The following is a 26,432-nucleotide window of genomic DNA, read 5'->3' as shown; positions in this document are numbered from 1 at the left end:
ATGGGCCAGAAGAGCAATCCGATCGGTCTGCGCCTGCAGATCAACCGCACCTGGGACAGCCGCTGGTACGCCGAAGGGCGTGACTATGCGCAGCTGCTCAAGGAAGATGTCGCGATCCGCAAGTACATCATGAAGAATCTGCCGCAGGCTGCAGTTTCCAAGGTGGTGATCGAGCGTCCGGCCAAGCTGTGCCGCGTGTCGATCTATGCGGCGCGTCCCGGCGTGATCATCGGCAAGAAGGGTGCAGACATCGAAAAGCTGCGCTCGAAGCTGGCGACCATGACGCCGAGCGACGTGAAGCTGAACATCGTTGAAATCCGCAAGCCGGAAATCGACTCCAAGCTCGTTGCGCAGGGCATCGCTGACCAGCTGGTTCGCCGTGTGGCGTTCCGCCGGGCGATGAAGCGCGCGATGCAGTCGGCCATCCGGCTCGGTGCCGAAGGGATCAAGATCACCTGCGGCGGCCGTCTTGGCGGCGCGGAAATCGCCCGGGTTGAATCGTATCGTGAAGGTCGTGTTCCGGCGCACACGCTGCGTGCCAACATCGATTATGCCGAGTGTGAGGCGCTCACCGCCTACGGGATCATCGGTATCAAGGTGTGGATCTTCAAGGGCGAGATCCTCGCTCATGATCCGACCGCCCAGGACCGCCTGATGATGGAAGCTCAGACTTCCGGCGTCCGGCCGGCTCGTTGAGGTAACAGACCATGTTGCAACCGAAAAAGCACAAGTTCCGCAAGCAGTTCAAGGGACGGATCAAGGGCGAAGCCAAGGGTGGCACCACCCTTAACTTCGGCTCCTATGGTCTGAAGGCTCTGGAGCCCGAGCGGATTACCGCACGTCAGATCGAAGCGGCTCGCCGCGCGATCACGCGTCACATCAAGCGTCAGGGCCGTCTCTGGATCCGCGTCTTCCCCGATGTGCCGGTGACGAAGAAGCCTGCTGAAGTCCGTCAGGGTAAGGGCAAGGGTTCGGTCGAATATTGGGCAGCCCGCGTGAAGCCGGGTCGCATCCTGTTCGAACTCGACGGCGTTGCCGGGCCGCTCGCGGCCGAAGCGTTCGAGCGTGCAGCCATGAAGCTGCCGATCAAGACCAAGGTTGTTGCCCGTCTCGGCGACACCAGCCACCTGGGAGGCGAATAATGGCCGACTTTGCGGACCTTCGCACCAAGACTGATGATCAGCTGACCGCCGAGCTCACCGAGCTGAAGCGTGAGCAGTACAATCTGCGGTTCCAGGCTGCGACCAACCAGCTCGAGGCTCCCTCGCGCATCCGTCAGGTGCGCCGGACCATCGCGCAGATCAAGACGCTGCAAAACGAGCGTGCGGCCAAAACCGCCGCCGCCAAGGCGTAAGGAGTAGCACAATGCCCAAGCGCATCCTCGTCGGGACTGTGACCTCCGACAAGACCAACAAGACCGTGACCGTGCTGGTCGAACGCAAGGTGAAGCACCCGCTTTACGGGAAGATCATCCGTCGTTCGAAGAAGTATCACGCGCACGACGAAACCAATGAATACACCGTGGGTGACGTGGTGCGGATCGAAGAGACCCGCCCGATGTCCAAGACCAAGACCTGGATCGTCAAGGACCGGGTTGTGGCAGGCGGCGTGCAGGCGGTGGAAGCCGACCTTGACGTGGCAGCTGCGGGTAACTGAATTAGGCGTAATCGGAACTGTCAGGCCCCGGTCGGATCGGGTGTCCTGGTAAGCCAGTGAGAAGGAAGACGGATCAATGATCCAGATGCAATCCAATCTCGACGTCGCGGACAACAGCGGCGCCAAGCGCGTCCAGTGCATCAAGGTGCTGGGCGGGTCGAAGCGTCGTACCGCGGGCGTCGGCGATGTGATCGTCGTCTCCATCAAGGAGGCGCAGCCGCGCGCGAAGGTCAAGAAGGGCGATGTCCATCGCGCCGTGATCGTCCGCACCCGCAAGGAAGTGCGTCGTCCCGACGGCACCGTGATCCGTTTCGACAGCAATGCTGCCGTGCTGGTCAACAAGAACGAGGAGCCGATCGGCACCCGTATCTTTGGCCCGGTGGTGCGTGAACTGCGTTCGCGCGGCTTCATGAAGATCATATCGCTCGCTCCGGAGGTGCTGTGATGGCTGCCGCGAAGATCAAGAAGGGTGACAGCGTCGTCGTGCTGTCGGGCAAGGACAAGGGTCGTACCGGTACGGTCGCTCAGGTCATGCCGAAGGACGGCAAGGTTGTTGTCGAGGGCGTGAATATCGCTGCCCGCCACCGCAAGCCCAGCCAGACCAACCCCCAGGGTGGCATCGACCGGTTCCCGGCCCCGATGCACATCTCGAAGGTTGCGCTCGCTGATCCCAAGACCGGCAAGGCCACGCGCGTCCGTTTCGAAATGAAGGACGGCAAGAAGGTCCGCGTCGCCGTGAAGAGTGGGGAGACCATCGATGGCTGATTATACCGCCCGGATGAAGGCCAAGTACGACGAGGAAATCGTGAAAGCGATGACCGAGAAGTTTGGCTACAAGAACCGTCTCGAAGTCCCCAAGCTTCTGAAGATCACGCTCAACATGGGCGTCGGCGAAGCGAGCCAGGACAAGAAGAAGGTCCAGACCGCTGCCGAAGAAATGGCGCTGATCGCCGGCCAGAAGCCGGTCATCACCATCGCCAAGAAGTCGATCGCGCAGTTCAAGCTGCGTGAAGGCATGCCGATCGGTTGCAAGGTCACCTTGCGCCGTGAACGTATGTACGAGTTTCTTGATCGTCTCGTGACCGTGGCCATGCCGCGCATCCGTGACTTCCGCGGGCTGAACGCCAAGTCGTTCGATGGCCGCGGCAACTACGCGATGGGGCTGAAGGAACAGATCGTGTTCCCCGAAATCAGCTACGACAAGATCGAGAAGGTGCGCGGGATGGACATCATCGTCACCACCACCGCCAAGACCGATGAAGAGGCGCGCGAATTGCTGCGTCTGTTCGGCTTCCCCTTCCAGGGCGAAGCACCGGGCGCAAAGGCAACCGAACAGAAGGAGGCGGCGTGAGCCGCTTCCCCCAAACGACACTAGGCAAGAGAGCTTAAGTCCATGGCGAAACTGAGTTCCATCAACAAGAATGAGCGTCGCAAGAAGCTCGTCAAGCAGTACGCTGCGAAGTACGAGAAGCTGAAGGCGATCGCGAATGACGAGTCCCTCGACGAGACTGAGCGCCTGGTCGCTCGGCTCAAGATGGCAGAGATTCCGCGCAATGCGAACCCGACCCGGGTCCGCAACCGTTGCGCCACCACCGGCCGCCCGCGCGGCTATTACCGCAAGTTCGGCATCAACCGCATCGAACTGCGTCAACTCGGCAACAGCGGGATGATTCCCGGTCTGACCAAGTCGAGCTGGTGAGGACTGAACAATGGCTATGACCGATCCTCTGGGTGATATGCTCACCCGCATCCGCAACGGCCAGCGTGCGAAGAAGGACTCCGTGCTCACGCCCGCGAGCAACCTTCGCGCAAGCGTGCTCGAAGTGCTTCAGCGTGAAGGCTACATCCGTGGCTACAGCGAAGACAATTCGGGTAAGCATCCGGCGCTGCGGATCGAACTGAAGTATTTCGAAGGCGAGCCCGCGATCAAGCACGTGGCCCGCGTCTCCAAGCCGGGTCGCCGGGTCTATTCGGGTTCCAAGGAACTTCCGACGATCCGTAATGGCCTCGGCATCACGATCGTCTCGACGCCGCGCGGCGTGCTCTCGGATGCCGAAGCACGCAGCCACAACGTCGGCGGCGAAGTCCTGGCGGAGGTGTTCTGATGAGCCGCATCGGTAAAAAGCCGGTGGCGATCCCGGGCGGTGTTACCGCCACGATCGACAACGGCACCCTTACGGTGAAGGGGCCCAAGGGCACTCTGACCCTGGGTCTGTCCGACCTCATCGACTACAAGGTCGAAGAGGGCGAGATCTCGGTCAAGCCGGCCAATGACAGCCGTCAGGCGCGGGCCTTTTGGGGCATGCAGCGCACGCTGGTGTCGAACCTGGTCGAAGGCGTCACTGACGGCTTCACCAAGGTCCTCGTCATCAAGGGCGTCGGCTACCGTGCCAACGCGCAGGGTCGCAATCTGAAGCTGCAGCTTGGCTACAGCCATGATGTCGACCTGCCTGTGCCCGAGGGTCTTGAAGTGAAGACTCCGGATCAGACCACGATCGAGATTTCCGGGACCGACAAGCAGGCCGTTGGCCAGTTTGCCGCCGAAATCCGCCGTTGGCGCAAGCCCGAGCCCTACAAGGGCAAGGGGATTGCCTACAAGGGCGAGTTTATCTTCCGCAAGGAAGGGAAGAAGAGATAAGATGGCAAAGCTTTCCCTTTTCGAACGGCGCCGTCGCCGCGTTCGCACCGCTCTGCGTGCACGTGCCGGTGGCAAGCCCCGTCTGTCGGTGCACCGCACCGGCCGTCACATCTACGCCCAGATCATCGATGATGCAGCCGGCAAGACTGTCGCTGCGGCCTCGACGCTCGGTGCCAAGGCGAGCGGCGCGAATGTCGATGCCGCTGTCGAGGTCGGCAAGGCGATTGCCGAAGCTGCCAAGAAGGCGGGCGTGACCACTGTCGTGTTCGATCGCGGCGGGTTCCTGTTCCATGGTCGCGTCAAAGCGCTGGCCGATGCCGCCCGTGAAGGCGGGCTGGAGTTCTGATTATGGCTGACGAGAACACCATCGAAACCCCCGAAGTGGTCAGCGAAGTTGCTGGCGATGCCGGTGAAGCGCAGGGCCGTCGTGGCCGTGGCCGTGGCGGCAACCGTGAAGGCGGTGGCGGCGATCGCGGACGTGGTCGTGGCGGTCGCGATGACCGTCGCGGCGGCAAGCAGGAAGAAGATGACGGCATCATCGAAAAGCTGGTGCACATCAACCGCGTCTCCAAGACCGTAAAGGGCGGCAAGCGCTTCGGCTTTGCCGCGCTGGTCGTGGTTGGCGATGGTCAGGGCCGCGTTGGCTTCGGCCACGGCAAGGCTCGCGAAGTGCCCGAAGCGATCACCAAGGCAACTGCCGCGGCTCGCAAGAAGATGATCCGCGTTCCGCTCAAGGAAGGCCGCACTCTGCACCATGACGGCAACGGCCGTTTTGGCGCGGGCAAGGTCACTCTGCGTACGGCGCCTCCGGGGACCGGCATCATCGCCGGTGGTCCGATGCGCGCTGTGTTCGAGAGCCTGGGCGTCGCTGACGTGGTGACCAAGTCGGTCGGCACTTCGAACCCCTACAACATGATCCGCGCCACCTTTGACGCGCTGTCCGACCAGACTTCGCCGAAGTCGGTTGCTCAGCGTCGTGGCAAGAAGGTCGTCGACCTTCTGGGTCGTGGCGGGGCCAGCGCAGTTGAGGCTGAAGCCGACGCTGCGGCGATTGTGGAGTAATTCGAGATGGCTACCATCAAGATCAAGCAGATCGGTTCGCCGATCCGTCGCCCCGCCAGTCAGCGCCAGATCCTCATCGGTCTGGGGCTGAACAAGATGCACAAGATCGTCGAGCGTCAGGACACCCCCGAGGTGCGCGGCGCAATCGCCAAGGTCCCGCATCTGGTGCAGGTGATCGACTAAGATACTGTGGCGGGGAGGAATTCGTCCTCCCCCGTCATCCCGCCGAAAGCCGGGATCCAGGGTGGTCAGCGCGTCCTCTCTGCGGCAGAGCTAACCTCAGGTCCCAGCTTTCGCTGGGATAAACTTCAGCGAGTGCACGACTATGAAACTGAATGACATCCGCGACAATGCCGGTGCCCGTAAGGGTCGGATGCGTGTGGGCCGTGGTATCGGCTCGGGCAAGGGCAAGACCTCGGCTCGCGGTCAGAAGGGCCAGAAGGCTCGTTCCGGCGTGGCGATCAAGGGCTTTGAAGGCGGTCAGATGCCGCTTCACATGCGCCTGCCGAAGCGCGGCTTCAACAACCCCTTCGCCAAGGACTACGCCGAAGTGAACATCGGCATGATCCAGAAGTTCATCGACGCGGGTAAGATCGACATCAAGGCCACCATCACCGAAGACGCCCTGCGCGCTGTCGGTCTGGTGCGTGATGGCAAGGACGGCGTGCGTCTGCTGGGCAAGGGTGAGATCACTGCCAAGGTGACCTTCGCCGTGACTGGCGCGACCAAGGGCGCGATTGCTGCGGTCGAAAAGGCCGGTGGCAGCGTCGAAGTGGCGGCTGCACCGACGCCCGAGCATGAGAAGAAGCTTGCTCGCCGCGACGCTAACAAGGCTACCGCTGCGGCTGCACGCGCGAAGTAATCGACAAAAGGTGATGCGCGGGGGTTCGACAAGTGCCCCCGCGCTCCCTATTTACGCTCGCGCGCGCCGGATGGGCCCTTCTGATGCAGGGCCAGCTCTTGCAGCATAGGCGCGCATTGGATGGTTCGGGATGGTTGCAGGTCAGCCATCACCACCGGATCAAGAGCTAGGACTGACAGAACGACATGGCATCACGCGCCGACAATATCGCGAGCAACCTGAACCTCGGCAACTTTGCCAAGGCGACCGAGCTCAAGCAGCGCATCTGGTTCACGATCGGGGCGCTGATTGTCTTCCGTTTCCTCAGCTTCGTGCCGCTGCCTGGCGTCAATCCGCTGATCCTGAGCGAGCTGTACCAACAGACCCGCGGCGGCATCCTCGACCTGTTCAACGCCTTTTCGGGCGGCAGCCTTGAGCGCATGAGCCTCATCGCGCTCGGCGTGATGCCCTATATTACCGCTTCAATTGTGGTGCAGATGGCGTCGGCCCTGCACCCAGCGCTGTCTGCGCTGAAGAAGGAAGGCGCGAGTGGGCGTCAGAAGCTCAACCAGTACACGCGCTATGGCGCGGTGCTGCTGTGCATTATCCAGGGCTATGCGATTGCGGTGGGGCTTGAAAGCTTCGCCGCGCAGAACGGCCTCGCGGCGGTGGTGAACCCCGGCTACATGTTCCGCGTCGTTGCGGTCATCAACCTCGTCGGCGGCACCATGTTCCTGCTGTGGCTGGGTGAGCAGATCACCAGCCGCGGCATCGGTAACGGCATCTCGCTGATCATCATGGCCGGCATCGTGGCCCAGTTCCCGAGCTTTGCCACCAACCTGTTCGAAGGCGGCCGCACCGGCTCGATTGCGCCGTGGATCATCATCGCCTTTCTCGTGATGGTGGTCGCGCTGATCCTGCTGATCGCCTTCATGGAACGCGCCCAGCGCCGCTTGACGATCCAGTATCCCAAGCGCGCAACCCAGCGCGGCATGATGCAGGCGGAGCGGTCCTACCTGCCGCTCAAGATCAACACGGCGGGTGTGATCCCGCCGATCTTCGCCAGCTCGCTGCTGCTGTTGCCGCTGACGATCACGCAGTTTGCGGGCAGCTCGGTTGACACCAACAGCAGCTTCTATTCGGTGCTGCAGGCGCTCAACCAGTATCTAGCGCATGGTCAGCCGCTCTACATGACGCTCTATGCGATCGGGATCATCTTCTTCTGCTTCTTCTACACTGCGGTGGTGTTCAACCCCGAGGAAACAGCGGATAACTTGAAGAAGAATGGCGGCTCGATCCCTGGCATTCGTCCCGGTAAGCGCACGTCGGATTATCTAGAATATGTGCTGACCCGGATCACCGTGATCGGCGCGGCCTACCTCACCGTTGTTTGCGTGGTGCCGGAATACATGATCGCGCAGACCGGGATTCCGCTGTTCCTCGGCGGCACCAGCCTGCTCATCGTTGTGAACGTGACGGTCGATACGATCAGCCAGATCCAGTCGCACTTGCTGGCCCTGCAATATGGCGATCTCATCAAGAAGGCGAAGCTCAAGGGGCGGATGCGCTGATATCCGACATTAGTCGGCTTGACGCAGGTCCGTGCTTGGTTGAACCCACTAGTCTGAATGAACGCGCCGGGCGAAGACCCGCGGCGATATTGGGGGACGGTTCGTGAACATCATTCTTCTTGGCCCTCCCGGCGCGGGTAAGGGAACACAAAGCGCAGGGTTGGTCGAGCGGCATGGCATGCGCCAGCTTTCGACTGGCGACATGCTGCGTGCCGCGGTGAAAGCCGGCACGCCGGTCGGCCTCCGCGCCAAGGAAGTGATGGAGCGCGGCGAGCTGGTCTCGGATGAAATCGTCTCCGACCTGATCGACGCTGAACTTGCTGCTATGGCGCCGGAAACGGGTGCGATCTTCGATGGCTATCCCCGCACGGCTGCCCAAGCTGACGCGCTTGACGCTATCTTGGCGCGCAATGGCCGATTGCTCGACCATGTGATCGAACTTGAAGTGAACGAGGACGCGCTGGTTGAGCGTATCACCGGGCGGTTCTCCTGCGCCAATTGCGGCGCGCTGTATCATGACACTGCGAACCCGCCCAAGACTGACGGCGTGTGCGACACCTGCGGCAGCACCGAGTTCAAGCGTCGGCCCGACGACAACGAAGAAACCGTGCGCACGCGCATGCAGGAGTACCGGGCCAAGACCGCGCCAATCCTGCCGGGCTACGAAGCGCGCGGCATTGTCTCGCGCATCGACGGGATGGCCGCGATCGACACCGTCGCGGGTCAGATCGACGCGATCCTCGCCAGCTGAGCCGAGCGGGACTTGTGTCCCCCACGCTTTTGGCCCAGCGTCCGGCGCGGATCGTACGGGAGGGTCTTGCCATGAAGCTTCACTTGGGCGCGCGCACGGCGCTGCTTGGCCTCGCCTCGCTAGCTTGGGGCGTATCCGCCTCGGCCGAGGTTACACGCGCGACGGACGATAGTTTCGTCTCGCGCCACGAAGTTGTGGTGAAGGCTAGCCCCAAGGAAGTGTGGCTCGCGCTGATCTCGCCCGCAACCTGGTGGACATCAGAACACACTTGGTCAGGTAGTTCGAAGAACCTGAGGCTTGTCCCCCAGGCCGGGGGCTGCTTCTGCGAGACCATCCCTGAGGTCGACGAGCCGGGCCGCTTTACCCTTGAAGGCAGTGTCGAGCATATGCGGGTGGTGCAGGCCTATCCGGAATCCGCGCTGCGGATGGTGGGTAACCTCGGTCCGCTCCAGAGCGAGCCGGTGACCGGGGTTCTTACCATCGCAATCAGCAAGGTCGACAAGGGCACCCGGATCGTATGGGAGTATAATGTCGGTGGGCCGATGCGCTATGAAGTGCCGGTGATTTCCAAGGCGGTCGATGGGGTCATGGGTGTTCAGGTCGCCGCTTTGACGAAGCCGTTGGTTGTCGTGGCAATGCCGTCATCGTCTGCTGCAAGACCCGCCGCAGGCCCGCCCGCCGCTATGCCAGCACCTGCTGCGGCGAAGCCAGCCACAGCACCAGCGGCGAAGGCTGTCACAATGCCCGCGCCGAAGCCCGCTGCCCCCACGTCCGCACCACTTACGGCTCCGAAGCCGGTCTCCGCGCCCGCTGCCAAGCCTGCTGCGCCTGTGGCTGCGCCGAAGCCGGAACCAAAGCCAGCGCCCAAGCCCGCACCCAAGTCGCCTTCCGTAGCGGACGCTTTCAGGGATCTGGCGGACGAGCCGCCGCGCTAGCGCCAATGGTTGAGCAGTGGGACGGGGCTGGGGGCTAAGCCTTGGACCGCGTTCCGCTTTGCGACCGGACCGCAGTCCTTCGGCTTGCGGTTGACGGCCCGGACGAATCAGCCTATGCGCGCGGCTCATTCGACATGTTCGAAGCAAGTTCGGCAGGCATCGCCCTTGCGCGTGCCAACCGGGCTTTTTGCCGTTTGTGATCCTGCCATTGTGCAAATCACTCGGCAAGCGAACACGAGAATGAATTGAGCGTTGAGATAGGGGTGGCCTTTAAATGGCCTAAGTCCCTGTGGAGCATGGAGAAATAAGTGGCTCGTATTGCCGGGGTCAATATCCCCACCAACAAGCGCGTGATCATCGCGCTGACCTATATTCACGGTATTGGTCGTACCACCGCCGTCCAGATCGCTGACAAGCTGGGTATCGCGCATTCTGCGCGTGTGCAGGACCTCTCTGATGAGGAAGTGCTGCGGATCCGCGAAACCATCGACGCCGATTTCACCGTGGAAGGCGACCTGCGTCGCAACACCGCGATGAACATCAAGCGCCTGATGGATCTGCGCGCTTATCGCGGCCTGCGTCACCGTTCGGGTCTCCCCGTCCGTGGCCAGCGCACCCACACCAACGCCCGTACCCGCAAGGGCAAGGCCAAGCCCATCGCGGGCAAGAAGAAGTAAGCGAGCGGGGCTCACCCCCTTTGCACGCTTTTTCCTTCTGACGATCTAGAGGACAGATAACGATGGCACGCGAACCAGGCCGTATTCGGCGCCGTGACAAAAAGAACATCACCAGCGGCGTTGCGCATATCAACGCCAGCTTCAACAATACCATGATCACCATCACCGATGCGCAGGGCAATGCGATCAGCTGGTCCAGCGCTGGCGCGATGGGCTTCAAGGGCAGCCGCAAGTCGACTCCCTATGCTGCTCAGGTTGCTGCTGACGATGCGGGCAAGAAGGCTGCCGAACACGGCGTCCGTACGCTCGAAGTCGAAGTGAAGGGTCCGGGCTCGGGCCGCGAAAGCGCGCTTCGGGGTCTTGCGGCTGTGGGTTTCAACATTACTTCGATCCGCGACGTCACTCCGATCCCGCACAACGGGGTCCGTCCCTCCAAGCGTCGCCGCGTCTGATCCGCCGGGATGGCGTGGGCGCTGCGCGCTCTCGCCGCCCGATCGGGTCTGATGCCGCGTTTCGCGTTCGCATCGGGCCCGCCCAAGTTTGAACCGCCCCCTCCGGGCGCATTAGGGGAAATCCATGTCCGTCAACACCAAGAACTGGCAGGAACTCAAGAAACCCAACACCCTCGAAATCAAGGACAGCGGCGATCGTCAGCGCAAGGTGACTTTCGTGGCCGAACCGCTCGAGCGCGGCTTCGGTCTGACGCTCGGCAACGCGTTGCGCCGGGTGCTGCTGTCGAGCCTTCAGGGCGCGGCGATCACCTCGATCAAGATCGAGAACGTGTTGCACGAGTTCTCCAGCCTCGCTGGCGTGCGTGAAGATGTCACCGACATCGTGCTGAACGTGAAGCAGATCGCCCTGCGCATGGAAGGCGAAGGCCCCAAGCGTTTGCAACTTTCGGCCACTGGTCCGGGTGCGGTCAAGGCCGGCGATATTGCCGTTACCGGCGACATCGAAGTCATGAACAAGGATCTGGTGATCTGTCAGCTCGATGAAGGCGCGACGCTCAACATGGAGCTGACCGCTGACACTGGGAAGGGCTACTCGCCTGCCGTGCAGAACCGTCCGGCCGATGCGCCGATCGGCCTGATCCCGGTCGACTCGCTGTACTCGCCCGTCCGTCAGGTGAGCTACAAGGTCGAGAACGCCCGTGTCGGGCAGGAGCTTGACTATGACAAGCTCTCGCTGACCGTCGAAACCGATGGCACTGTCACTCCGGAAGACGCCGTGGCCTATGCTGCGCGCATTCTTCAGGACCAGCTGACGCTGTTCGTCCACTTCGAGGATGGCATCCCGCAGCCGGTTGGCACCATGATCGGCCACGCCGTTCAGCCGGAAGAAAGCGACGCCAACCAGCTCAACCGTTACCTGCTCAAGAAGGTGGACGAGCTGGAACTGTCGGTGCGTTCGGCCAACTGCCTCAAGAACGACAACATCATCTACATCGGCGATCTGGTCCAGAAGACCGAAGCCGAGATGCTGCGTACGCCGAACTTCGGCCGCAAGTCGCTCAACGAGATCAAGGAAGTGCTGTCCAGCATGGGCCTGCGTCTCGGCATGGATATCCCGGGCTGGCCGCCCGAGAACATCGAAGAGATGGCCAAGAAGCTTGAGCAAGAGCTTCTCGGTTGATGAATTCGTGAGCCCTCGCGTAAGCGGGGGCTTACCATAAGGCGAAGGTGGCGGCCCTCAACAGCCACCGGCACTGGGCTACCTGACACGGGCCCTTTTCGAACGGAGTAAAGAATATGCGTCATGGTATTTCTGGCCGCAAGCTGGGCCGCAAGACGGGTCACCGCAACGCCCTGTTCCGCAACATGGCTGCCGCGCTGATCAAGCACGAGCAGATCAAGACCACGCTGCCGAAGGCGAAGGAACTGCGCCCCTATCTCGAAAAGCTGATCACGCTGGCCAAGCGCGGCGGGCTTTCGAACCGTCGTCTCGCCATGAGCCGTCTGGGTGACGAAGCGCAGCTGAAGAAGCTGTTCGAAGTTCTGGCCGAGCGTTATTCGGACCGCCAAGGCGGCTACACCCGCGTGCTGCGCGCCGGCGTGCGCGCTGGCGATGCGGTGCAGATGGCGATCATCGAACTCGTCGACCGCGACGAAGCGGCAAAGGGTCAGGATTCTGGCCCGGTGCAGTCGGCTGAAGACTACGAAGACGCGTAAGCCGCGTCACGCGCACTCTTAGCGAAAGGGCCGGGGCGGAAACGCTTCCGGCCCTTTCCTTTTGAGCCGCGCAGCTTAGTGTCGCAGCCATGATCCGCACAGTCCTTGCAGCCTCCACGTTGCTCCTCGCCGCCGTACCGGCTTTTGCGCAAGCCCAGCAGGACGCGCTCGACGCCCGCTACGACCGCGCGCTGGCGGCCGGATACAAGGCGCTGATGCTGTGCGGGGCGATCGCCAACGCCGAGCGTAATGGGGTGACCCGTACGCCCGAGAGCGTCGAGCAATGGGAGCTAACCGGCATTCAGGCGCCGCTGGATGCGATCATCGGCACGCTGCCTTACGAAATCGTCCGCCGTCCGAGCGGCCAGATTGCCCATGTGGCGGTACGCTGGGCAGACGACATGCCGTCACGGATCGCAGCCAATTTTGGGCCAGAGACGGGCTGTTCGGTGCTGCCGATCGGCGCGCCGGAAGATTCGAGCAATGCGGACCAACCGCTGCCGGTGGCGGCACTGCCCGATGCAAAAGCGCTCGGCACAGGCGCCCTCCCGGCAGCGCCTCGCAGCAAAGCCAAGGCGCCCAACCCGCTAGACCGAGTCTTCGCCAGCGCGCTGGCGGGGCAATATGGCGACGGCACCCGCACAACCGCCACACTGGTGCGCTCCAACCGCAGCGGGAGCGGTCTGGTCGAACAGTCGTCCTACGCCCCCGGCTTTGGCGAGAAGACTCCCCAGCGCACATGGTCTGTCGCGAAGAGCATCGCGGCAACGCTGATCGGGGCGGCAGTGCATTCGGGCGAGGCGAACGTCGCGGACCCCATCGCGCTCAATTACTGGGCCGCCGGCGGGGGGACCGATCCGCGCAATGCCATCACCATCGATCACGCCTTGCGCATGGCGAGCGGCCGCTATTCCGACACCCCGGGCAACCGCACCGATGCGCTCTATTTCGGCGGATCGACCATTGACGAGACGGTGGTGAATTGGCCCGTGCTCCATGCGCCGGGAACAGTGTTTCGCTATGCCAATAATGACACGCTGTTGGCGCTTAAGGGGATCGCCCAATGGTTGTCCTTTTACCCGCCGCACCTGTTTTTCGCCAAGCTAGGGATGGCGGAGACGGTGGCCGAGACCGATATTCGCGGCGATCACGTGATGTCATCGCAGGTTTGGAGCACGGCGAGCGACCTTGCGGATTTCGGCCAGCTTTACCTCAACAATGGCGTGCTCCCTTCCGGCGAACGCATTTTGCCCGAAGACTGGGCGAAGTACGTGTCGACCCCGAGCGGTCCGCAGCCTGACGGCGCATTCGGCTATGGGGCCGGGTTCTGGCTGATGAACCGGGTCGAGGGTGTGCCCGCCGATACCTTCGCCGCTTTCGGCAATCGTGGGCAATATGTGGTGATTGTCCCTTCGCGCGGTGTTGTGATCGTCAGACGCGGAGAGGATCCGGCGGGTTCGGGCTTCGACATCGCGGCCTTCACCCGCGATGTGCTGGCGGCACTTCCGACCAAATAAGCGACAATCGTTCATATTGGATGGGTTTTAGATTAACGAAACCTGTCATCTCAATTCAGCTTCGCCACACCCCGAATCGCGCAAAAGCATCCTCGACACCGCAAGCAATCCCGCCCGCGGTGCCTGACGAGGAATGCTTCGATGACGACCAAGACCAACCTGCTGGCCTCCGGCAAAGCAGCCCGGCTTGTCTTCGGTGCGGTCGCTGCGACTGCGCTGACGGCGGCCTCTGCCACCCCTGCTATGGCTGATGACCGCCGCGACCGTGGTGGGATCGACGCGGGCGAAATCATCGCCGGCGCGGTCGTGATCGGCGGCCTTGCGGCGCTTGCTGGTGCGTTCGACAATGACCGCGACGACCGCCGCTATGACTACCGCGACCGCGACCGCGACCGCGACGTCCGCGGTGGCTGGGATCGCGGCGGCTTCGGCAACCCGCGCACGGCGGTGGATCGCTGCGTCCGCGCAGCCGAGAACCAGGCGCGACGCTTTGGCGGCTATCGCTTTGCTGACGTGATCGACATCCGCGATATCGACCGCACCCGCGATGGCTTCTGGGTCAAGGGCCGGATCGACGTGGGCGGAGGCTGGAACAACCGCGGCAATGATCGCGGCAACTTCACCTGCCGCTTCGACGGTCGCGGCGCGCCGTTCGTTGACTTCAGCGGCATCCGCGGCCTGCGTTGACCCGGTCGAGCGACGCGCAGCCTGTCTCCTTCACGACTGAGCGTGAACCTGCCGCCCCGCCTCCCGCATCAGGGATGGCGGGGCGGTTTTGTTTTGCCCCGGTTGGTTCAGCCTGGCGCAAGCCTCGCACGGTTAATCCTGCGGCTATTGGGGCGATTGGTGGCCGCTCGTATAGCAACAGGAGAGAGCAGCAATGGCTCTGACATTCCGCGCGCTGGCCTTGGCGGGCGCGCTTGCCGGTACCACCATGATCGCCGCCCCTGCGGCCGCCGCACCGATGCCTTCGGGCGCTGCGCTGGCCGCCGCGGCCTTGGGCACCTTCGATTTCAGCCGCTATGATCCCGTCAGCGCCACGACCGAATGGCGGCGCTGCCGCTGGGGCTGTGGCTGGGGCGGGCACCGGCGCGGATGGCGGCGCAACCGGGTCGATGCGGGCGACGTCCTGATCGGCGCCGCAATCATCGGCGGGATCGCCGCCATCGTCAGTTCAAACAACCGCCGCGAGCGTGAACGCGATGTCGTGATCGTTGACCGCGATGTGCGCAATCCCGACTGGCGCAATGATGACCGCCGTTATGATGACCGCCGCGATGATCGCCGCGCCAGCGCGCCGCGCGGCACCGGCGCGTCGGGTCTCGATAACGCCGTGAACCAGTGCCTTGACCGGATCGAGCGTGATGTGCGGGTCGATACCGTCGAGAATGTCGATCGCACCGGGGCTGGCTGGCTGGTCAGCGGCACGCTGTTCAACGGCGCGTCCTTCCAGTGCCGGATCGGCAATGGCGGCCAGATCGACGCAATCGACTATGGCGACGGGTTCCGGGATATCGGATATTCGTCGGCACCCACTGGCAACGCTGACCCGCGCGCCGACGGGCAGTGGGACGATCAGGGCTACGCCAACGCCCGCGCGTCGGTCGGCGGCACGGTTCGCCCGGACATTGCGGTGCAGGAAGCCACGATAACAATGGCGCAGGCTCCGGCCGCACGCGCCACGACGATGGCGATGCCGGCCTATCCCGGCGGGCCGATCCCGGGCGAAGTCATTCCTGAGACCGTCGATAGCGATCTGTAAGGCGAAAGCGGGGGAGGGGGCCTAGGCGCCCTCCCTCTCGCCATAGCTTGGCAGGCCCCATTCCCAGCGGATCGCCGCCGTGCGCAGGGCAAAGCCGCAGGCAAATCCCAGCGCCCAAGCCCATTGGTCGCTTACACCTAGCAGCGGCGCGGCCAGCATTCCCGCCACCGTCAACGCCGCGGTGAGCGCGGCGGGGGTGACGTAAAGTTCGGGGCTCATGATGATCGACGGGCGCCCAGCGACCACATCGCGGATGATCCCGCCAACGCAGCCGGTGATCACCCCCATCAGCGCCGCCGGGATCGGCGGGATACCATAGGCGAGCGCCTTGGCGCTGCCGATGGCGGCATAGGCGGCGAGGCCCGCGCCGTCGGCATAATCGAAGCCCTTGCCCTCCCACCACCGGACCGGCGTGAACCATGCTATCAGCGCGGTGCCGAGGCACACCGCCGCCACCCACGGATCGTCGATCCAGAAAACCGGCGCGCGGATCAGGAGATCGCGCACCGTTCCTCCGCCCACGCCCGTCACCAGTGCGAAGAACGCCATGGTGACAAAGGTCTGCTTGAGCCGTGCTGCCAGCACCGCACCAGACAGCGCGAACAGCGCAATCCCGGCAAGGTCGAGCCAGTCGAGGATCGGGGTGAGGACAGTCGGGGTCATAAGGGCTTGGCGGCCGGGCGCGCTTTGCGGCGGCGGAACATCAGGACGCAGCCGATTAGCGCGCCAGTTAGCGAGAGCGCAGCGAAGATGATCAGCACCGGGTGGCTGGTGTCCTCCCGCTCGGACAGGTCCATGATGTGCAGGCCCCATGCGAGGTCAAACGCGCGCCACCAACGGGTGCGCACCGCCTCAATCGCGCCGGTATCGCGCCCGACATAGACATTGGTGCCGTCGGCCAGCGCCACCTGCCACACCGCCAGCGGACGGCGGAAATCGAACGGCGTGCGGTCAGCGGGGAACAGCGTGACACGCTCCGCCGCATCGCCTCCGGCAATCTCGCGCGCCACCAGCGCCTGCGCGGCAGCGGCATCCAGCGGCGGGAGGGCCGCGCCGCTGGCGAAGTCGACCCGGCGGACGCTGCCATCCAGCCCGGTCAGGATCGCGACGGGTCGGTCTCCCTGCATCAGCACCTGCATCTCGGCCAGCTTGGCTTCGGGTGCTGCGAGATTGCTGCCGGGCAGCACCAATGCGGCGGGGGGGCTTTCGCGCCGCAAATGCTCGCCGCGCACCTGCTCGATCGGGCGCGCGACCATCAACAGGCCGGTTGCCAGCCACATCACGATCGGTACGCCGATCAGCCAGCCAAGCCAGATGTGCCACTTTGCGAGGGTGAGCATCGAGAGCGTCTTCATGCCGCCGCCATGACCAAGCCAGCTCAGCCGTGCAAGATATTCCCGATGGCTTCGGCCGCCGCAATGCAATCGAGATCGCTCCAGCGCGGCCCGATCACCTGCATCCCGCAGGGCAACTCGCTGCCGAGATAATTGCCGCTGCCGATCGGGAGCACGGTGGCTGGCAGGTTGGGGAAGGTCGCCAGCCCGGCCCAGACAAGCCCGTTGCCGCCCGGCTCCTCCTTACCGTTGATCATCAATGTGCTGCGGAAAACCGCTTTGTCACTGTGCGGCACCGCCAGCACCGGAGCGGGCGGGGCGAGGACGAAGTCATACTCCGCAAACAGCGCCTCCCACTGCGCGATGCACGCGGCCTGCGCGTCGAGCAGGTCGAACCAGTCGGTCGCACTCGCGCGTTTGCCGTCCGGCGCAGGCGCGCCGCGCGCCATCACCACGTTCATCATCTTGAGATAGTGGCGATACTGCTGCGCCTGATCGGGCAGAAGGTCGCTCGTCCGGTCAATCCGCACACCCGCGCGGGCAAGGGTTTCGAGCGCGGCTTCGGTCGGCTCCATGACGCTGGCATCGACCGGGGCATTGGGCAGCACAGTGATCGCGAGGAGGCGGCATTCCTTCAGCGGCTTGGGACGGCGGCGCAGCGGCACCTCGGCCCCCACTTCGGTCAGCACGGCAAGATCGGGCGCATTGCGCGCCAGCGGCCCGGCGATGCTCAGCGGGCTGTCATGCGCGGCGATAAAGCCGTCGCGGCGCGACATGCCGGGGAAATCGTGGCCGTGCTTGGGGATGAGGCCCCAGGTCGTCTTGTGCCCCCACACCCCGCAGAAATGTGCCGGCACCCGCACCGATCCACCGATGTCGGTGCCGAAGTCGCCGGGCACGATCCCGCTCGCCACCGCTGCCGCGCTGCCGCCTGACGATCCGCCGGGGGAGCGATCAGGATCATGCGGGTTGGAGGTGCGGCCATAGACCGGGTTGAAGCTTTGCCAATCGGTGAGATCCACCGGCACGTTGGTCTTGCCGATGATGATCGCGCCCGCCGCTTTCAACCGGTGCACCAGTGCCGCATCGCGGGTGGCAAGTTGATCGCGGAACTCCGGGTGGCCGAAGGTGGTCGGCAGCCCGGCGACGTCGAAGCTCTCCTTGATCGTCATCGGGACGCCGAACAGCGGCTGGTTCAGCTGTCGGGGCGCGCTGTCCATTGCCCGCGCGGTTTCGTACGCCCGCTCAAAATCGGGGACGGCGAGTGCATCAATCGCGGCATCATCCCGCCCGGCCCGGGTGATCGCCGCATCGACCGCCTCGGCCACGCTGATCTTGCGCGTGCGGATCGCCAGCGCGGTCGCGAGCACCCCGGCTTTGTCGGTCAATTGCGGATAGGCCATGCGTGCGTTCCTCTCTCTCGGGCAGGGGTCTACCCAGACAGAGGCTTGCGCAACACCCTGCCTGAAAAGTTAGCTGTTCAATTAAGCCGCCGCAGCCTGGCATCGATCTGCGCGGTGATGTCGACCGGGAGGTACAGGCCCTGGCCGTGCGCGGTGATGATCCCCGTCTCGACCCGTTCGATCGTAATGCTGTAATCGGTGAGGCGGCCTGTGCGTTTCGCCAGCGCGCGGTCGATCTTGCCGCGCAGCTTGGTGAAGTCGCCTTCGAAATTCTGCGCCAGAGCATCGGTGATCGCCCCCTGGAAATCGGGCGAATTGGCGAGCGCGAACAGGAATTCCTCGCCCACGATGTCGGTGTCGCCCGTGATCCTTACCTCGGTGAACTTCACTGCGCGCGATCCGGGGGTGTTGACGGGGCGCGCGGTCAGCCAGATCATCCCCATGGCCTGCTCGATCACCGGCAGGTCCGAGTTGGCGGTAAACTCGCCCCCCACCGCGATGCGGCCCTCGCCGGTGCCATAGACGGTGATCTTGTCGAACTGCGCTGTGACAGAGCCGTAATCCGCGATCACAAACGGCCGCTGGGCGCGTTTGGCCAGCGCTTTGGCGATCACCGGCTCAAGCACCGCGTAATCGGCGACCACCGGCACGTGTAGGATTGACTTCGCCTGAGCCTTGTCGCGCCGCGCCAGCGGAGGAAGCGGGGCGGGCTCGGGCGCATCGGGCTTGATGCCGACGAAGCTTTCAAACATGGCATCAAGCCCCAGACGCAGCACAAGCTCACGCCCGCTCACCGTATAACCTCCGAACCGGAACCGCTGCGGCGTCATACGCCCCCACACTGCCGGGTTCTCGCGGTTGAGCACGAACACGCCGTGCGCCTTGGTCCAGCCATCCTGCGCGGTTGCCCTGACTGGCAGGCGGGCCAGTTCGCGCGCGACAATGCGTTCGACCTCGCGCTTAACGGGGCGCAGCTCGCGGTCGGCTTCGCTGGTGAAGGTGATCCGCCGCCCGAGGAAGTCGATCCCCGGCTGGCGCGTCCAGCGGTAATTGAGCTTCGCGGTGCTGGCGAGCTTCCAGTCCGGCGTAAGATCAAGCCGCAGTGACAGCGCGACTTCGGCTGCGCCTGTCCCGGTCTCGCCCTTGAACATCCCGGCAACATCACGCGCCGCCAGTGTGCCCTTGACTGGCAAATTGACCGTCAGCACCTCGCCTTTGCCACTCAGCCGCAGCCTGCCGCGCGTGACCTTACCAACAATGTGGCATTCAATCTTGGGCGATTTGACCTTGAACAGCGCCAGATCGACCTTCTGGGAGGCGACACATTCGCTCCCCGGACGGTCAATCTGCCACAATTCGCGCGGCAATTCGCGTTCGAGCGTGCGTTCGAGTTCAGCCAGATCGAGCTTCAGGTCGACCGCGATCTCCGATGCCTGCTGCTGGAAGACGATCGGGTCGTCTCCGCGCGGCGGCGCAACGGAAGCGGCATCGTCGGACGCGCCGCAGCCCACCAGCAAGATCAAGCTGGCGGCTGCCAATGCGGTCATGGCTCTGCGAACCGCGTTCACTGACGCCCCTTCTCGCCTGCTTTCGGGCGTTGTCTCAACAGATCAGGATGTTGGCAGATTGCGAGCGCTATGGCCAGCCTTGCGCCCGGTTGCGCCGAGGGCGAGCCCAAAGCCGAGGATGGGCGCCGCGCCGTAGCCGATCAGCGGGTAGGGGAAGGGGGCGATGACCGCCATCGCGCCAAGTGCGACAAGCAGTGCGGCCAACGCGGCGCCCTCTGCCCGCTGCGTCTGCGGGAAGATGATGAGATGCCAGAGCGGAAGGACGAATAGCATCAGCGCCAAAGCGGCTGCCCTCAGTGCCGACCGTTCGGCTGCGTGTGGCAGCACGTTCTCGGTAAAGGTCTGCGGCTCCAGCGTGCCCGCGCCGAAGGTGATGGCGGACAGTGAAACCGCCACGGCGGCGACGAGAGCGAAGCTCGCACTGCGATGGAGCCATGCCAACACCGCGCTCGCGGCCGCCAGAGCGAACAGCGCCGCCGCGTCCGGTTGCAGCGCCAGCGCCGCGCCTGCGATCGCGAACAGTGCTGGACCGAAGGCCCGTTCTTGCGCGGCGATAATGGTAACGAACGGCAGCAGCAACGCGCCCGAATGCAGGCTCACCGGACCGGCGGGAAGCCACCGGGCAACCCCGCCCATTTCAGGCCCGGTCAGCAGCGGGAGAAACAGCGCCAATATAGCGCCGCTCGCCAGCACAAGGCGCGGGTTGCGCTCAGCCGGTAGCCGCCCGAACAGCACCCAGACCACCGCCAACGCCAAAGCGCCCGCATTGACAGCGATCAGCCGGGTGGGTGCTTCAAAGGCGTAGAGGTATGCCAACCCGCCCAATGACGGGAGCAACAAGGGCAGGGTGAGCCGCCAGCGATCAAAGGCGCGGGCGCTCACCTCTGCCGGATCACATATGGATCGGCTTGCCCGTCACCGCCATCGCCGCTTCCTTGAGCGCTTCGGCATGGGTCGGGTGCGCGTGGCAGGTGTAGGCGATATCTTCAGCGGTCGCGCCGAATTCCATCGCGACGCAGGCCTCGGCGATCATCGATCCGGCGAGGCTGGCGATGATCCACACGCCCAGCACGCGGTCGGTTTCCGCGTCCGCAATGACTTTCACAAAGCCTTCGGTGTCGCGGTTGGCCTTGGCGCGGCTGTTGGCCATCATCGGGAACTTGCCGACCTTGACGTTGAGCCCGCGCTCCTTGGCCTGTTCCTCCGTGATGCCCACGCCTGCGATTTCCGGCGCGGTGTAGACGACGCTGGGGATCACATCGTGGTTCACGATGCCGGTGAGGCCTGCGATGTTCTCGGCCACCGCGATGCCTTCATCTTCAGCCTTGTGCGCAAGCATCGGGCCGGGGACGACATCGCCGATGCCCCAAATGTTCGGCACAGAAGTGCGGAAATCATGGTCGATCTCGATCTGCCCGCGTGCGTTGGTGCTGAGACCAGCCTTGTCGAGCGCAAGACCATCGGTGTTGGGGCGGCGGCCGATCGCGACCAGCACGTGACTCGCTTCGAGCGTCTGCGCATCGCCGCCTGCGGACTTTTCGATGGTGAGGGTGACGGTCTTGCCCGCAACGCTCGCCCCGGTGACCTTGTGGCCGAGCATCATCGCCATGCCCTGCTTCTTGAACACCTTCTGCGCTTCCTTGCGCACATCGCCATCCATGCCGGGGAGCAGTTGGTCGAGGAATTCGACCACGGTGACCTTGGCACCGAGACGACGCCACACCGAGCCAAGCTCCAGCCCGATAACGCCGCCGCCGATCACCACGAGGTGTTCGGGCACTTCATCCAGATCCAGCGCGCCGGTCGAATCCACGATCCGCTTGCCCGCGTTGTCGACGGTGACACCGGGCAGGGGAGTGACTGACGAACCGGTCGCGATCACGATGTCCTTGGCAGTGACCTTCTCGCCAGCCACATTGACGGTGTGCGCGTCTTCGAAGGCGGCATGGCCCTTGAGCCAGGTGACCTTGTTCTTCTTGAACAGGAATTCGATCCCGCCAGTCAGTTCGCCCACGGCCTTGGTCTTCTCGGCCATCATCTTGCCGAGATCGAGCGTCGGGGTGGCGGTGATGCCCCAGGTGGCGAAGTGGCCGTTCGATGCCTCGTCGAACAGCTCCGAACCATGCAGCAGCGCCTTGGACGGAATGCATCCGACATTGAGGCAGGTGCCGCCGAGCGTGGCGCGGCTTTCGACGCAGGCGGTTTTCAGCCCCAGCTGCGCCGCACGGATCGCCGCGACATAGCCGCCGGGGCCGGCACCGATGATGAGGACGTCGTAATCGTAATTCTCAGCCATTCTTCTTCTCCGTCGCCCCAGGACAAGCTGGGGTCTCAGGCCTCAGGGGGCAAGATGTGCCACCCTAGGCCCCAGCTTTCGCTGGGGTGACGCGGGAGTGCGTAAACTTAAAGATCAATCAGCATCCGGGTGGGATCTTCGATCGCTTCCTTGATGATCTTGAGCGCGGTCACAGCCTCGCGCCCGTCGATCAGGCGGTGGTCATACGAAAGCGCCAGATACATCATCGGGCGGATCACGATCTGGCCGTTGCGGACAACCGGGCGATCCTCGATGCGGTGGAGGCCCAGCACGGCGCTCTGCGGCGGGTTGATGATCGGGGTCGACATCAGCGAACCGAACACGCCGCCGTTGGAGATAGTGAAAGTCCCGCCGCTCATGTCTTCCATCGTCAGCGTGCCCGCCTTGGCGCGCGCGCCGAAATCGGCGATGTCCTGCTCGATCCGGGCAAAGCCCTTCTTGTCGGCATCGCGGATGACGGGGACGACCAGGCCGTTGGGCGCCGAGACCGCTACCGAGATATCCACGTAGTCGTGATAGATGATCTCGTCGCCGTCGATATAGGCGTTGGCGGCGGGCACGTCCTTCAGCGCAAGGCAGGCGGCCTTGGCGAAGAAGCCCATGAAGCCCAGACGGATGTCGTGCTTCTTGGCGAACAGGTCCTTGTACTTGTCGCGCGCTTCCATGACCGCGCTCATGTCGACATCGTTGAAGGTGGTGAGCAGGGCGGCATTGTCCTGCGCGCTCTTCAACCGCTTGGCGATGGTCTGGCGCATCCTGGTCATCTTGACCCGCTCCTCGCCGCGGGCGTTGCCGGTCGAGACAGGCGCTGCAGGAGCCGGAGCCGGGGTGGGCGCAGGTGCGGGAGCAGAGGTGCCCTTGGCCTTGGCCTCAGCTGCGGCGAGCACGTCTTCCTTGGTGAGGCGGCCGTCCTTGCCGCTGCCCTTGATGGTCGAGGGATCGACGCCGTGCTCCAGCACCGCGCGGCGCACGGCAGGCGACATGGTCTGCGCCGCGCCCGGCACTTCCTCGCTGACCGCCGGAGCGGGAGTGTCAGCCTTGGGCGCCGTCGCGGCGGCAGCCGTCACCGCCGCAGCGGTGGTGGCGGTCGCGCCCGCTTCAATCACCGCGATCACCGCGCCGACTTCCACCGTGTCGCCCACGGCCACGCGGTGTTCGGACATGATGCCTGCGACCGGTGAGGGCACGTCGACCGCGACCTTATCGGTTTCGAGGCTGCAAATCGGCTCGTCCGCGGCGACCGCTTCGCCGGGCTGCTTGAGCCATTCAGCGATGGTGCCTTCGGTGACGGATTCGCCGAGCGCGGGGACTTTGATTTCGGTGGCCATTGGGGTGGGTTCCTGAAACTTGATTCGATATCGTGTGAACTGGTGCGGGCCGTTACAGCCCCAGCGCGGCAGCGATCAGCGCTTCCTGCTGGGCCTTGTGGCGGCTGGCGAGACCCGTCGCGGGCGAGGCAGAGGCATCGCGGCCCGCATAGATCGGGCGCTTGCCCGTGTGTCCGGCGGCGGTGAGCGAATCCTCGATCCGCTCGTTCACGAAGAACCATGCGCCGTTGTTGCGCGGCTCTTCCTGACACCACACCACGTCCTTGAGGTTCGGCATGCGCGCCATACGGATCGCCAGTGGATCGCCCGGGAAGGGGAACAGCTGTTCGATGCGGACGATCGAGACATCGTCGATCCCGGCCGCATCGCGGGCTTCCATCAGGTCATAGGCGACCTTGCCCGAACACAGCACCAGACGGCGCACCTTCTCGTCGGCAATCGTGGTCGAGTCCGACAGGATCCGCCGGAACTGGCGATCACCGAGGAACTCCGCGCGGCTGCTCTTCGCCAGAGGGTGGCGCAGCAGCGACTTGGGGCTCATGATAATCAGCGGCTTGCGGAAGCTGCGGAGCATCTGGCGGCGCAGCAGGTGGAAATAGTTCGCCGGGCTGGTGACGTTGCAGACGCACATATTGTCGTCGGCACACAGCTGGAGGAAGCGTTCGAGGCGGGCCGAGGAGTGTTCTGGCCCTTGCCCTTCATAGCCGTGCGGCAGCAGCATCACGAGGCCGTTGGCGCGCAGCCACTTGCTCTCACCACTGGCGACGAACTGGTCGATCATGATCTGCGCGCCGTTGGCGAAGTCGCCGAACTGGCCTTCCCATAGCACGAGGGAGCGCGGATCGGCCATCGCAAAGCCGTATTCGAAGCCGAGCACGCCATATTCCGACAGGGTGGAATCGTGCACTTCGAACTTGCCGTGCGGCAGGGTGCTGAGCGGCACGTATTTGCGTTCCGACTTCTGATCGACCCACACCGCGTGACGCTGCGAGAAGGTGCCGCGGCCGGAGTCCTGCCCCGACAGGCGCACGCCGTAGCCTTCCATCACGAGGCTGCCGAATGCGAGCGCCTCAGCCGTCGCCCAATCGAAGCCTTCGCCGGTGCTGAACATCTCACGCTTGGCGGCGAGCACGCGGTCGAGCGTCTTGTGAACGTCCAGATCGGCGGGGACTTCCGTGAGCACGCGGCCCAATGAATCCAGCATCTTGGGCTCGATCGCGGTCTCGACAGAGCGGCGCGCTGTTTCGGGATCGGCGGGCTTGTTCAGGCCCGCCCAGCGTCCGCCGAACCAGTCGGCCTCGTTGGCCTTGTAGTTCTTGCCGGCCTCGAATTCTTCTTCGAGCAGCGCGACGAATTCGCCCGCCATCCGGTCACGCGTGCCGGGTTCGACCACGCCTTCGCGCACCAGCCGCGTTTCATAGGCGACGCTGACCTTGGGGTGCGCGCGGATCTTGTCGTACATCAGCGGCTGGGTGAACTTGGGCTCGTCGCCCTCGTTGTGGCCGAAGCGGCGGTAACACCACATGTCGATCACCACGTCGCGGTGGAAGGTCTGGCGGTATTCGACCGCAAGCTTGCAGGCGAAGGTCACCGCTTCGGGATCGTCACCGTTGACGTGCAGGATCGGCGCCATGACGCCCTTGGCCACATCTGACGGATACGGCGAGGACCGCGCAAACTTGGGCGAGGTGGTGAAGCCGATCTGGTTGTTGATGATGAAATGGATGCAGCCGCCGGTATCATATCCGGGAACGCCGGACAGCGAGAGGCTTTCCCACACCACGCCCTGACCCGCGAAGGCCGCATCGCCGTGGATCAGCACCGGGAGCACTTGCTCCTTCTTCGCCAGATCGTCACGGATCGCCTGCTGCGCGCGGACCTTGCCGAGCACCACGGGGTTCACCGCTTCAAGGTGCGAAGGGTTGGGCACAAGGCTCATGTGCACCGAGATCCCGTCAAACTCGCGGTCGGTCGAGGTGCCGAGGTGATACTTCACATCGCCTGAACCGCCGACATCATCGGGGTTGGCCGAGCCGCCCGAAAATTCATGGAAGATCACGCGGTAAGGCTTGGCCATCACGTTGGCGAGCACGTTCAACCGGCCGCGGTGGGCCATGCCGTAGATGATCTCGCGCACGCCCGCGCTGCCGCCGTGCTTGATAACGGCTTCCAGCGCGGGGATCATGGACTCGCCGCCATCGAGCCCGAAGCGCTTGGTGCCGACATATTTGCGGGCGAGGAATTCTTCGTACTGCTCCCCACGCAGCACGGCAGCGAGGATCGCCTTCTTGCCTTCCGGGGTGAACTGGATCGTCTCGCCCGGCTTTTCGAACTTGTCCTGAAGGAAGCGCCGTTCCTCGGTGTCGGCGATGTGCATGTATTCGAGGCCGACCTTGCCGCAATACACTTCGCGCAGGCGCTGGTGGAGCTTGCCCACCGTGGTCCACTCCATGCCGAGCACGCCGCCTACATAGACGTCCTCATTCTCCTTGCCCGCTAGGCCGTGCCATTCGAGCGTGAGATCCGCCGGGCCGGTACGGTCGATCAGGCCAAGCGGATCGAGTTGCGCTGCCATGTGGCCGCGCACACGATAGAGCCGCACCAGCGTCATCGCCGCAATCGACAGGGCGGCGGCTTTCTCGACCGCCTTGGGGTCCATCGCCTTGCCCACATCCTTCGCCGCAGCCTTGACCGCGAGCTTCATCTCGGTCGGGTCCATCGCGGCGGTCAGATCGGACGCGCTATCGGCCAGCGTGTCGAGCCAGCCGCGCTTCGCCCAGGACGGACCGGGCTGGGGGCCTTCCTGATCGGTGAAGGCGGGGATGAAGTTCTGCGGTTCGTTGCCCATCATGGGACTCCTGGGGAGGAGGAAGGATGGCCCCCCGCGCGGGTGCGAGGGGCCGG

General features: G+C 64.1%; 32 protein-coding genes. 24 read left to right on the top strand and 8 right to left on the bottom strand.

All coding sequences use genetic code 11. The annotated features are described in order from the left end of the window. The 24 genes from rpsC (at position 1) to GRI59_RS11360 (ending at position 15,578) form a co-directional block, all read left to right on the top strand. Entirely contained in the window at positions 1-696 is a 696-nt protein-coding gene (rpsC, locus tag GRI59_RS11475) for a 30S ribosomal protein S3 (protein WP_160761285.1), read from the top strand. A gap of 11 nt (positions 697-707) precedes the next feature. After that, the gene (gene rplP / locus GRI59_RS11470; RefSeq protein ID WP_160761284.1) at positions 708-1,142 is read left to right on the top strand and encodes a 50S ribosomal protein L16; all 435 of its coding nucleotides are present in this window, start codon (positions 708-710) and stop codon (positions 1,140-1,142) included. Beyond that, on the top strand, positions 1,142-1,354 hold the full coding sequence (gene rpmC / locus GRI59_RS11465; RefSeq protein WP_160761283.1) for a 50S ribosomal protein L29: 213 nt from the start codon (positions 1,142-1,144) through the stop codon (positions 1,352-1,354). Before rplP ends, rpmC begins: the two co-directional genes overlap by 1 nt. A gap of 11 nt (positions 1,355-1,365) precedes the next feature. Continuing rightward, positions 1,366-1,656: a 30S ribosomal protein S17 gene (gene rpsQ / locus GRI59_RS11460; protein ID WP_160761282.1), complete on the top strand. Its 291-nt coding sequence runs from the start codon at positions 1,366-1,368 to the stop codon at positions 1,654-1,656. A 76-nt stretch (positions 1,657-1,732) separates the two neighbouring features. Beyond that, positions 1,733-2,101, top strand: a complete 369-nt coding sequence (gene rplN, locus GRI59_RS11455; protein WP_101791177.1) for a 50S ribosomal protein L14 — start codon at positions 1,733-1,735, stop codon at positions 2,099-2,101. Further along, positions 2,101-2,421, top strand: coding sequence for a 50S ribosomal protein L24 (gene rplX / locus GRI59_RS11450; protein ID WP_160761281.1), 321 nt, complete (start codon positions 2,101-2,103; stop codon positions 2,419-2,421). The genes rplN and rplX overlap by 1 nt, the downstream gene beginning before the upstream one ends. Further along, positions 2,414-3,007, top strand: coding sequence for a 50S ribosomal protein L5 (gene rplE / locus GRI59_RS11445; protein WP_160761280.1), 594 nt, complete (start codon positions 2,414-2,416; stop codon positions 3,005-3,007). The genes rplX and rplE overlap by 8 nt, the downstream gene beginning before the upstream one ends. 42 nt (positions 3,008-3,049) lie before the next feature. Next, positions 3,050-3,355, top strand: a complete 306-nt coding sequence (gene rpsN, locus GRI59_RS11440) for a 30S ribosomal protein S14 (protein WP_160761279.1) — start codon at positions 3,050-3,052, stop codon at positions 3,353-3,355. 10 nt (positions 3,356-3,365) lie between these two features. After that, positions 3,366-3,761 carry a 30S ribosomal protein S8 gene (gene rpsH / locus GRI59_RS11435; protein WP_160761278.1) on the top strand — a complete coding sequence of 132 codons (396 nt, stop codon included), beginning with the start codon at positions 3,366-3,368 and terminating at the stop codon, positions 3,759-3,761. Further along, positions 3,761-4,294, top strand: coding sequence for a 50S ribosomal protein L6 (gene rplF, locus GRI59_RS11430; protein WP_160761277.1), 534 nt, complete (start codon positions 3,761-3,763; stop codon positions 4,292-4,294). The genes rpsH and rplF overlap by 1 nt, the downstream gene beginning before the upstream one ends. Position 4,295: 1 nt before the next feature. Continuing rightward, the gene (gene rplR, locus GRI59_RS11425) at positions 4,296-4,640 is read left to right on the top strand and encodes a 50S ribosomal protein L18 (RefSeq protein WP_160761276.1); all 345 of its coding nucleotides are present in this window, start codon (positions 4,296-4,298) and stop codon (positions 4,638-4,640) included. Positions 4,641-4,642: 2 nt separating this feature from the next. Beyond that, positions 4,643-5,356 carry a 30S ribosomal protein S5 gene (gene rpsE / locus GRI59_RS11420; RefSeq protein WP_160761275.1) on the top strand — a complete coding sequence of 238 codons (714 nt, stop codon included), beginning with the start codon at positions 4,643-4,645 and terminating at the stop codon, positions 5,354-5,356. A 6-nt stretch (positions 5,357-5,362) separates the two neighbouring features. Continuing rightward, positions 5,363-5,539: a 50S ribosomal protein L30 gene (gene rpmD / locus GRI59_RS11415; protein ID WP_086609111.1), complete on the top strand. Its 177-nt coding sequence runs from the start codon at positions 5,363-5,365 to the stop codon at positions 5,537-5,539. A gap of 142 nt (positions 5,540-5,681) precedes the next feature. Then, entirely contained in the window at positions 5,682-6,218 is a 537-nt protein-coding gene (gene rplO / locus GRI59_RS11410; protein WP_160761274.1) for a 50S ribosomal protein L15, read from the top strand. Between the two features lie 185 nt (positions 6,219-6,403). Continuing rightward, on the top strand, positions 6,404-7,768 hold the full coding sequence (gene secY, locus GRI59_RS11405) for a preprotein translocase subunit SecY (protein WP_160761273.1): 1,365 nt from the start codon (positions 6,404-6,406) through the stop codon (positions 7,766-7,768). Between the two features lie 103 nt (positions 7,769-7,871). After that, positions 7,872-8,519, top strand: coding sequence for an adenylate kinase (locus GRI59_RS11400; protein ID WP_160761272.1), 648 nt, complete (start codon positions 7,872-7,874; stop codon positions 8,517-8,519). A 71-nt stretch (positions 8,520-8,590) separates the two neighbouring features. Beyond that, positions 8,591-9,454, top strand: coding sequence for an SRPBCC family protein (locus GRI59_RS15640; RefSeq protein WP_183363600.1), 864 nt, complete (start codon positions 8,591-8,593; stop codon positions 9,452-9,454). A 308-nt stretch (positions 9,455-9,762) separates the two neighbouring features. Beyond that, a complete protein-coding gene (gene rpsM, locus GRI59_RS11390; protein WP_160761271.1) occupies positions 9,763-10,131 on the top strand; it encodes a 30S ribosomal protein S13 in 369 nt (122 codons plus the stop codon). A 62-nt stretch (positions 10,132-10,193) separates the two neighbouring features. Beyond that, positions 10,194-10,583 carry a 30S ribosomal protein S11 gene (gene rpsK, locus GRI59_RS11385; RefSeq protein ID WP_101791853.1) on the top strand — a complete coding sequence of 130 codons (390 nt, stop codon included), beginning with the start codon at positions 10,194-10,196 and terminating at the stop codon, positions 10,581-10,583. 124 nt (positions 10,584-10,707) lie between these two features. Then, positions 10,708-11,763, top strand: coding sequence for a DNA-directed RNA polymerase subunit alpha (locus GRI59_RS11380; RefSeq protein ID WP_160761270.1), 1,056 nt, complete (start codon positions 10,708-10,710; stop codon positions 11,761-11,763). Positions 11,764-11,879: 116 nt separating this feature from the next. After that, entirely contained in the window at positions 11,880-12,299 is a 420-nt protein-coding gene (gene rplQ, locus GRI59_RS11375; RefSeq protein WP_160761269.1) for a 50S ribosomal protein L17, read from the top strand. Between the two features lie 89 nt (positions 12,300-12,388). Beyond that, positions 12,389-13,816 carry a serine hydrolase domain-containing protein gene (locus GRI59_RS11370; RefSeq protein ID WP_160761268.1) on the top strand — a complete coding sequence of 476 codons (1,428 nt, stop codon included), beginning with the start codon at positions 12,389-12,391 and terminating at the stop codon, positions 13,814-13,816. A gap of 141 nt (positions 13,817-13,957) precedes the next feature. Then, the gene (locus tag GRI59_RS11365; RefSeq protein ID WP_160761267.1) at positions 13,958-14,503 is read left to right on the top strand and encodes a hypothetical protein; all 546 of its coding nucleotides are present in this window, start codon (positions 13,958-13,960) and stop codon (positions 14,501-14,503) included. 193 nt (positions 14,504-14,696) lie between these two features. Continuing rightward, positions 14,697-15,578: a hypothetical protein gene (locus GRI59_RS11360; RefSeq protein ID WP_160761266.1), complete on the top strand. Its 882-nt coding sequence runs from the start codon at positions 14,697-14,699 to the stop codon at positions 15,576-15,578. 21 nt (positions 15,579-15,599) lie between these two features. Here GRI59_RS11360 and GRI59_RS11355 read toward each other — a convergent pair whose 3' ends face one another. From GRI59_RS11355 to GRI59_RS11320, 8 genes are all read right to left on the bottom strand, one after another. Beyond that, positions 15,600-16,241, bottom strand: a complete 642-nt coding sequence (locus GRI59_RS11355) for a trimeric intracellular cation channel family protein (protein WP_160761265.1) — start codon at positions 16,239-16,241, stop codon at positions 15,600-15,602. Next, on the bottom strand, positions 16,238-16,933 hold the full coding sequence (locus tag GRI59_RS11350; RefSeq protein WP_160761264.1) for a PepSY domain-containing protein: 696 nt from the start codon (positions 16,931-16,933) through the stop codon (positions 16,238-16,240). Before GRI59_RS11350 ends, GRI59_RS11355 begins: the two co-directional genes overlap by 4 nt. A gap of 23 nt (positions 16,934-16,956) precedes the next feature. Continuing rightward, positions 16,957-18,315 (bottom strand): amidase family protein, encoded by a 1,359-nt coding sequence (locus GRI59_RS11345; protein WP_160761263.1) that lies wholly within the window; start codon positions 18,313-18,315, stop codon positions 16,957-16,959. Between the two features lie 77 nt (positions 18,316-18,392). Continuing rightward, complete coding sequence (locus GRI59_RS11340; protein WP_160761262.1) at positions 18,393-19,862, bottom strand: DUF4403 family protein; 1,470 nt, start codon at positions 19,860-19,862, stop codon at positions 18,393-18,395. Between the two features lie 63 nt (positions 19,863-19,925). Then, complete coding sequence (locus GRI59_RS11335; RefSeq protein ID WP_160761261.1) at positions 19,926-20,765, bottom strand: hypothetical protein; 840 nt, start codon at positions 20,763-20,765, stop codon at positions 19,926-19,928. A gap of 10 nt (positions 20,766-20,775) precedes the next feature. Then, positions 20,776-22,179 carry a dihydrolipoyl dehydrogenase gene (gene lpdA / locus GRI59_RS11330; RefSeq protein ID WP_160761260.1) on the bottom strand — a complete coding sequence of 468 codons (1,404 nt, stop codon included), beginning with the start codon at positions 22,177-22,179 and terminating at the stop codon, positions 20,776-20,778. 107 nt (positions 22,180-22,286) lie between these two features. Continuing rightward, positions 22,287-23,528, bottom strand: a complete 1,242-nt coding sequence (gene odhB, locus GRI59_RS11325) for a 2-oxoglutarate dehydrogenase complex dihydrolipoyllysine-residue succinyltransferase (protein WP_160761259.1) — start codon at positions 23,526-23,528, stop codon at positions 22,287-22,289. 52 nt (positions 23,529-23,580) lie between these two features. After that, complete coding sequence (locus tag GRI59_RS11320; RefSeq protein ID WP_160761643.1) at positions 23,581-26,376, bottom strand: 2-oxoglutarate dehydrogenase E1 component; 2,796 nt, start codon at positions 26,374-26,376, stop codon at positions 23,581-23,583. Positions 26,377-26,432: the final 56 nt, after the last annotated feature.

This window comes from Erythrobacter ramosus (assembly GCF_009828055.1).
Classification (GTDB): domain Bacteria; phylum Pseudomonadota; class Alphaproteobacteria; order Sphingomonadales; family Sphingomonadaceae; genus Erythrobacter; species Erythrobacter ramosus.
Note: the sequence above shows the minus strand (reverse complement) of the source record. Positions and strands in the feature narration are given on the sequence as shown.

Bases quoted from the DNA above. Each gene is read 5' to 3' on its own strand.
- rpsH (WP_160761278.1), top strand. From the start codon at position 3,366: ATGGCTATGACCGATCCTCTGGGTGATATGCTCACCCGCATCCGCAAC.
- GRI59_RS11365 (WP_160761267.1), top strand. From the start codon at position 13,958: ATGACGACCAAGACCAACCTGCTGGCCTCCGGCAAAGCAGCCCGGCTT.
- GRI59_RS15640 (WP_183363600.1), top strand. From the start codon at position 8,591: ATGAAGCTTCACTTGGGCGCGCGCACGGCGCTGCTTGGCCTCGCCTCG.
- lpdA (WP_160761260.1), bottom strand. From the start codon at position 22,179: ATGGCTGAGAATTACGATTACGACGTCCTCATCATCGGTGCCGGCCCC.
- GRI59_RS11345 (WP_160761263.1), bottom strand. From the start codon at position 18,315: ATGGCCTATCCGCAATTGACCGACAAAGCCGGGGTGCTCGCGACCGCG.
- rpsK (WP_101791853.1), top strand. From the start codon at position 10,194: ATGGCACGCGAACCAGGCCGTATTCGGCGCCGTGACAAAAAGAACATC.
- GRI59_RS11380 (WP_160761270.1), top strand. From the start codon at position 10,708: ATGTCCGTCAACACCAAGAACTGGCAGGAACTCAAGAAACCCAACACC.
- GRI59_RS11370 (WP_160761268.1), top strand. From the start codon at position 12,389: ATGATCCGCACAGTCCTTGCAGCCTCCACGTTGCTCCTCGCCGCCGTA.
- rplN (WP_101791177.1), top strand. From the start codon at position 1,733: ATGATCCAGATGCAATCCAATCTCGACGTCGCGGACAACAGCGGCGCC.
- rplO (WP_160761274.1), top strand. From the start codon at position 5,682: ATGAAACTGAATGACATCCGCGACAATGCCGGTGCCCGTAAGGGTCGG.
- rpsE (WP_160761275.1), top strand. From the start codon at position 4,643: ATGGCTGACGAGAACACCATCGAAACCCCCGAAGTGGTCAGCGAAGTT.
- rpmD (WP_086609111.1), top strand. From the start codon at position 5,363: ATGGCTACCATCAAGATCAAGCAGATCGGTTCGCCGATCCGTCGCCCC.
- rplX (WP_160761281.1), top strand. From the start codon at position 2,101: ATGGCTGCCGCGAAGATCAAGAAGGGTGACAGCGTCGTCGTGCTGTCG.
- GRI59_RS11320 (WP_160761643.1), bottom strand. From the start codon at position 26,376: ATGGGCAACGAACCGCAGAACTTCATCCCCGCCTTCACCGATCAGGAA.
- GRI59_RS11355 (WP_160761265.1), bottom strand. From the start codon at position 16,241: ATGACCCCGACTGTCCTCACCCCGATCCTCGACTGGCTCGACCTTGCC.
- rplE (WP_160761280.1), top strand. From the start codon at position 2,414: ATGGCTGATTATACCGCCCGGATGAAGGCCAAGTACGACGAGGAAATC.
- rpsQ (WP_160761282.1), top strand. From the start codon at position 1,366: ATGCCCAAGCGCATCCTCGTCGGGACTGTGACCTCCGACAAGACCAAC.
- rplF (WP_160761277.1), top strand. From the start codon at position 3,761: ATGAGCCGCATCGGTAAAAAGCCGGTGGCGATCCCGGGCGGTGTTACC.
- odhB (WP_160761259.1), bottom strand. From the start codon at position 23,528: ATGGCCACCGAAATCAAAGTCCCCGCGCTCGGCGAATCCGTCACCGAA.
- rplQ (WP_160761269.1), top strand. From the start codon at position 11,880: ATGCGTCATGGTATTTCTGGCCGCAAGCTGGGCCGCAAGACGGGTCAC.
- rplP (WP_160761284.1), top strand. From the start codon at position 708: ATGTTGCAACCGAAAAAGCACAAGTTCCGCAAGCAGTTCAAGGGACGG.
- rplR (WP_160761276.1), top strand. From the start codon at position 4,296: ATGGCAAAGCTTTCCCTTTTCGAACGGCGCCGTCGCCGCGTTCGCACC.
- GRI59_RS11340 (WP_160761262.1), bottom strand. From the start codon at position 19,862: ATGACCGCATTGGCAGCCGCCAGCTTGATCTTGCTGGTGGGCTGCGGC.
- secY (WP_160761273.1), top strand. From the start codon at position 6,404: ATGGCATCACGCGCCGACAATATCGCGAGCAACCTGAACCTCGGCAAC.
- GRI59_RS11360 (WP_160761266.1), top strand. From the start codon at position 14,697: ATGGCTCTGACATTCCGCGCGCTGGCCTTGGCGGGCGCGCTTGCCGGT.
- rpmC (WP_160761283.1), top strand. From the start codon at position 1,142: ATGGCCGACTTTGCGGACCTTCGCACCAAGACTGATGATCAGCTGACC.
- rpsC (WP_160761285.1), top strand. From the start codon at position 1: ATGGGCCAGAAGAGCAATCCGATCGGTCTGCGCCTGCAGATCAACCGC.
- GRI59_RS11350 (WP_160761264.1), bottom strand. From the start codon at position 16,933: ATGAAGACGCTCTCGATGCTCACCCTCGCAAAGTGGCACATCTGGCTT.
- rpsN (WP_160761279.1), top strand. From the start codon at position 3,050: ATGGCGAAACTGAGTTCCATCAACAAGAATGAGCGTCGCAAGAAGCTC.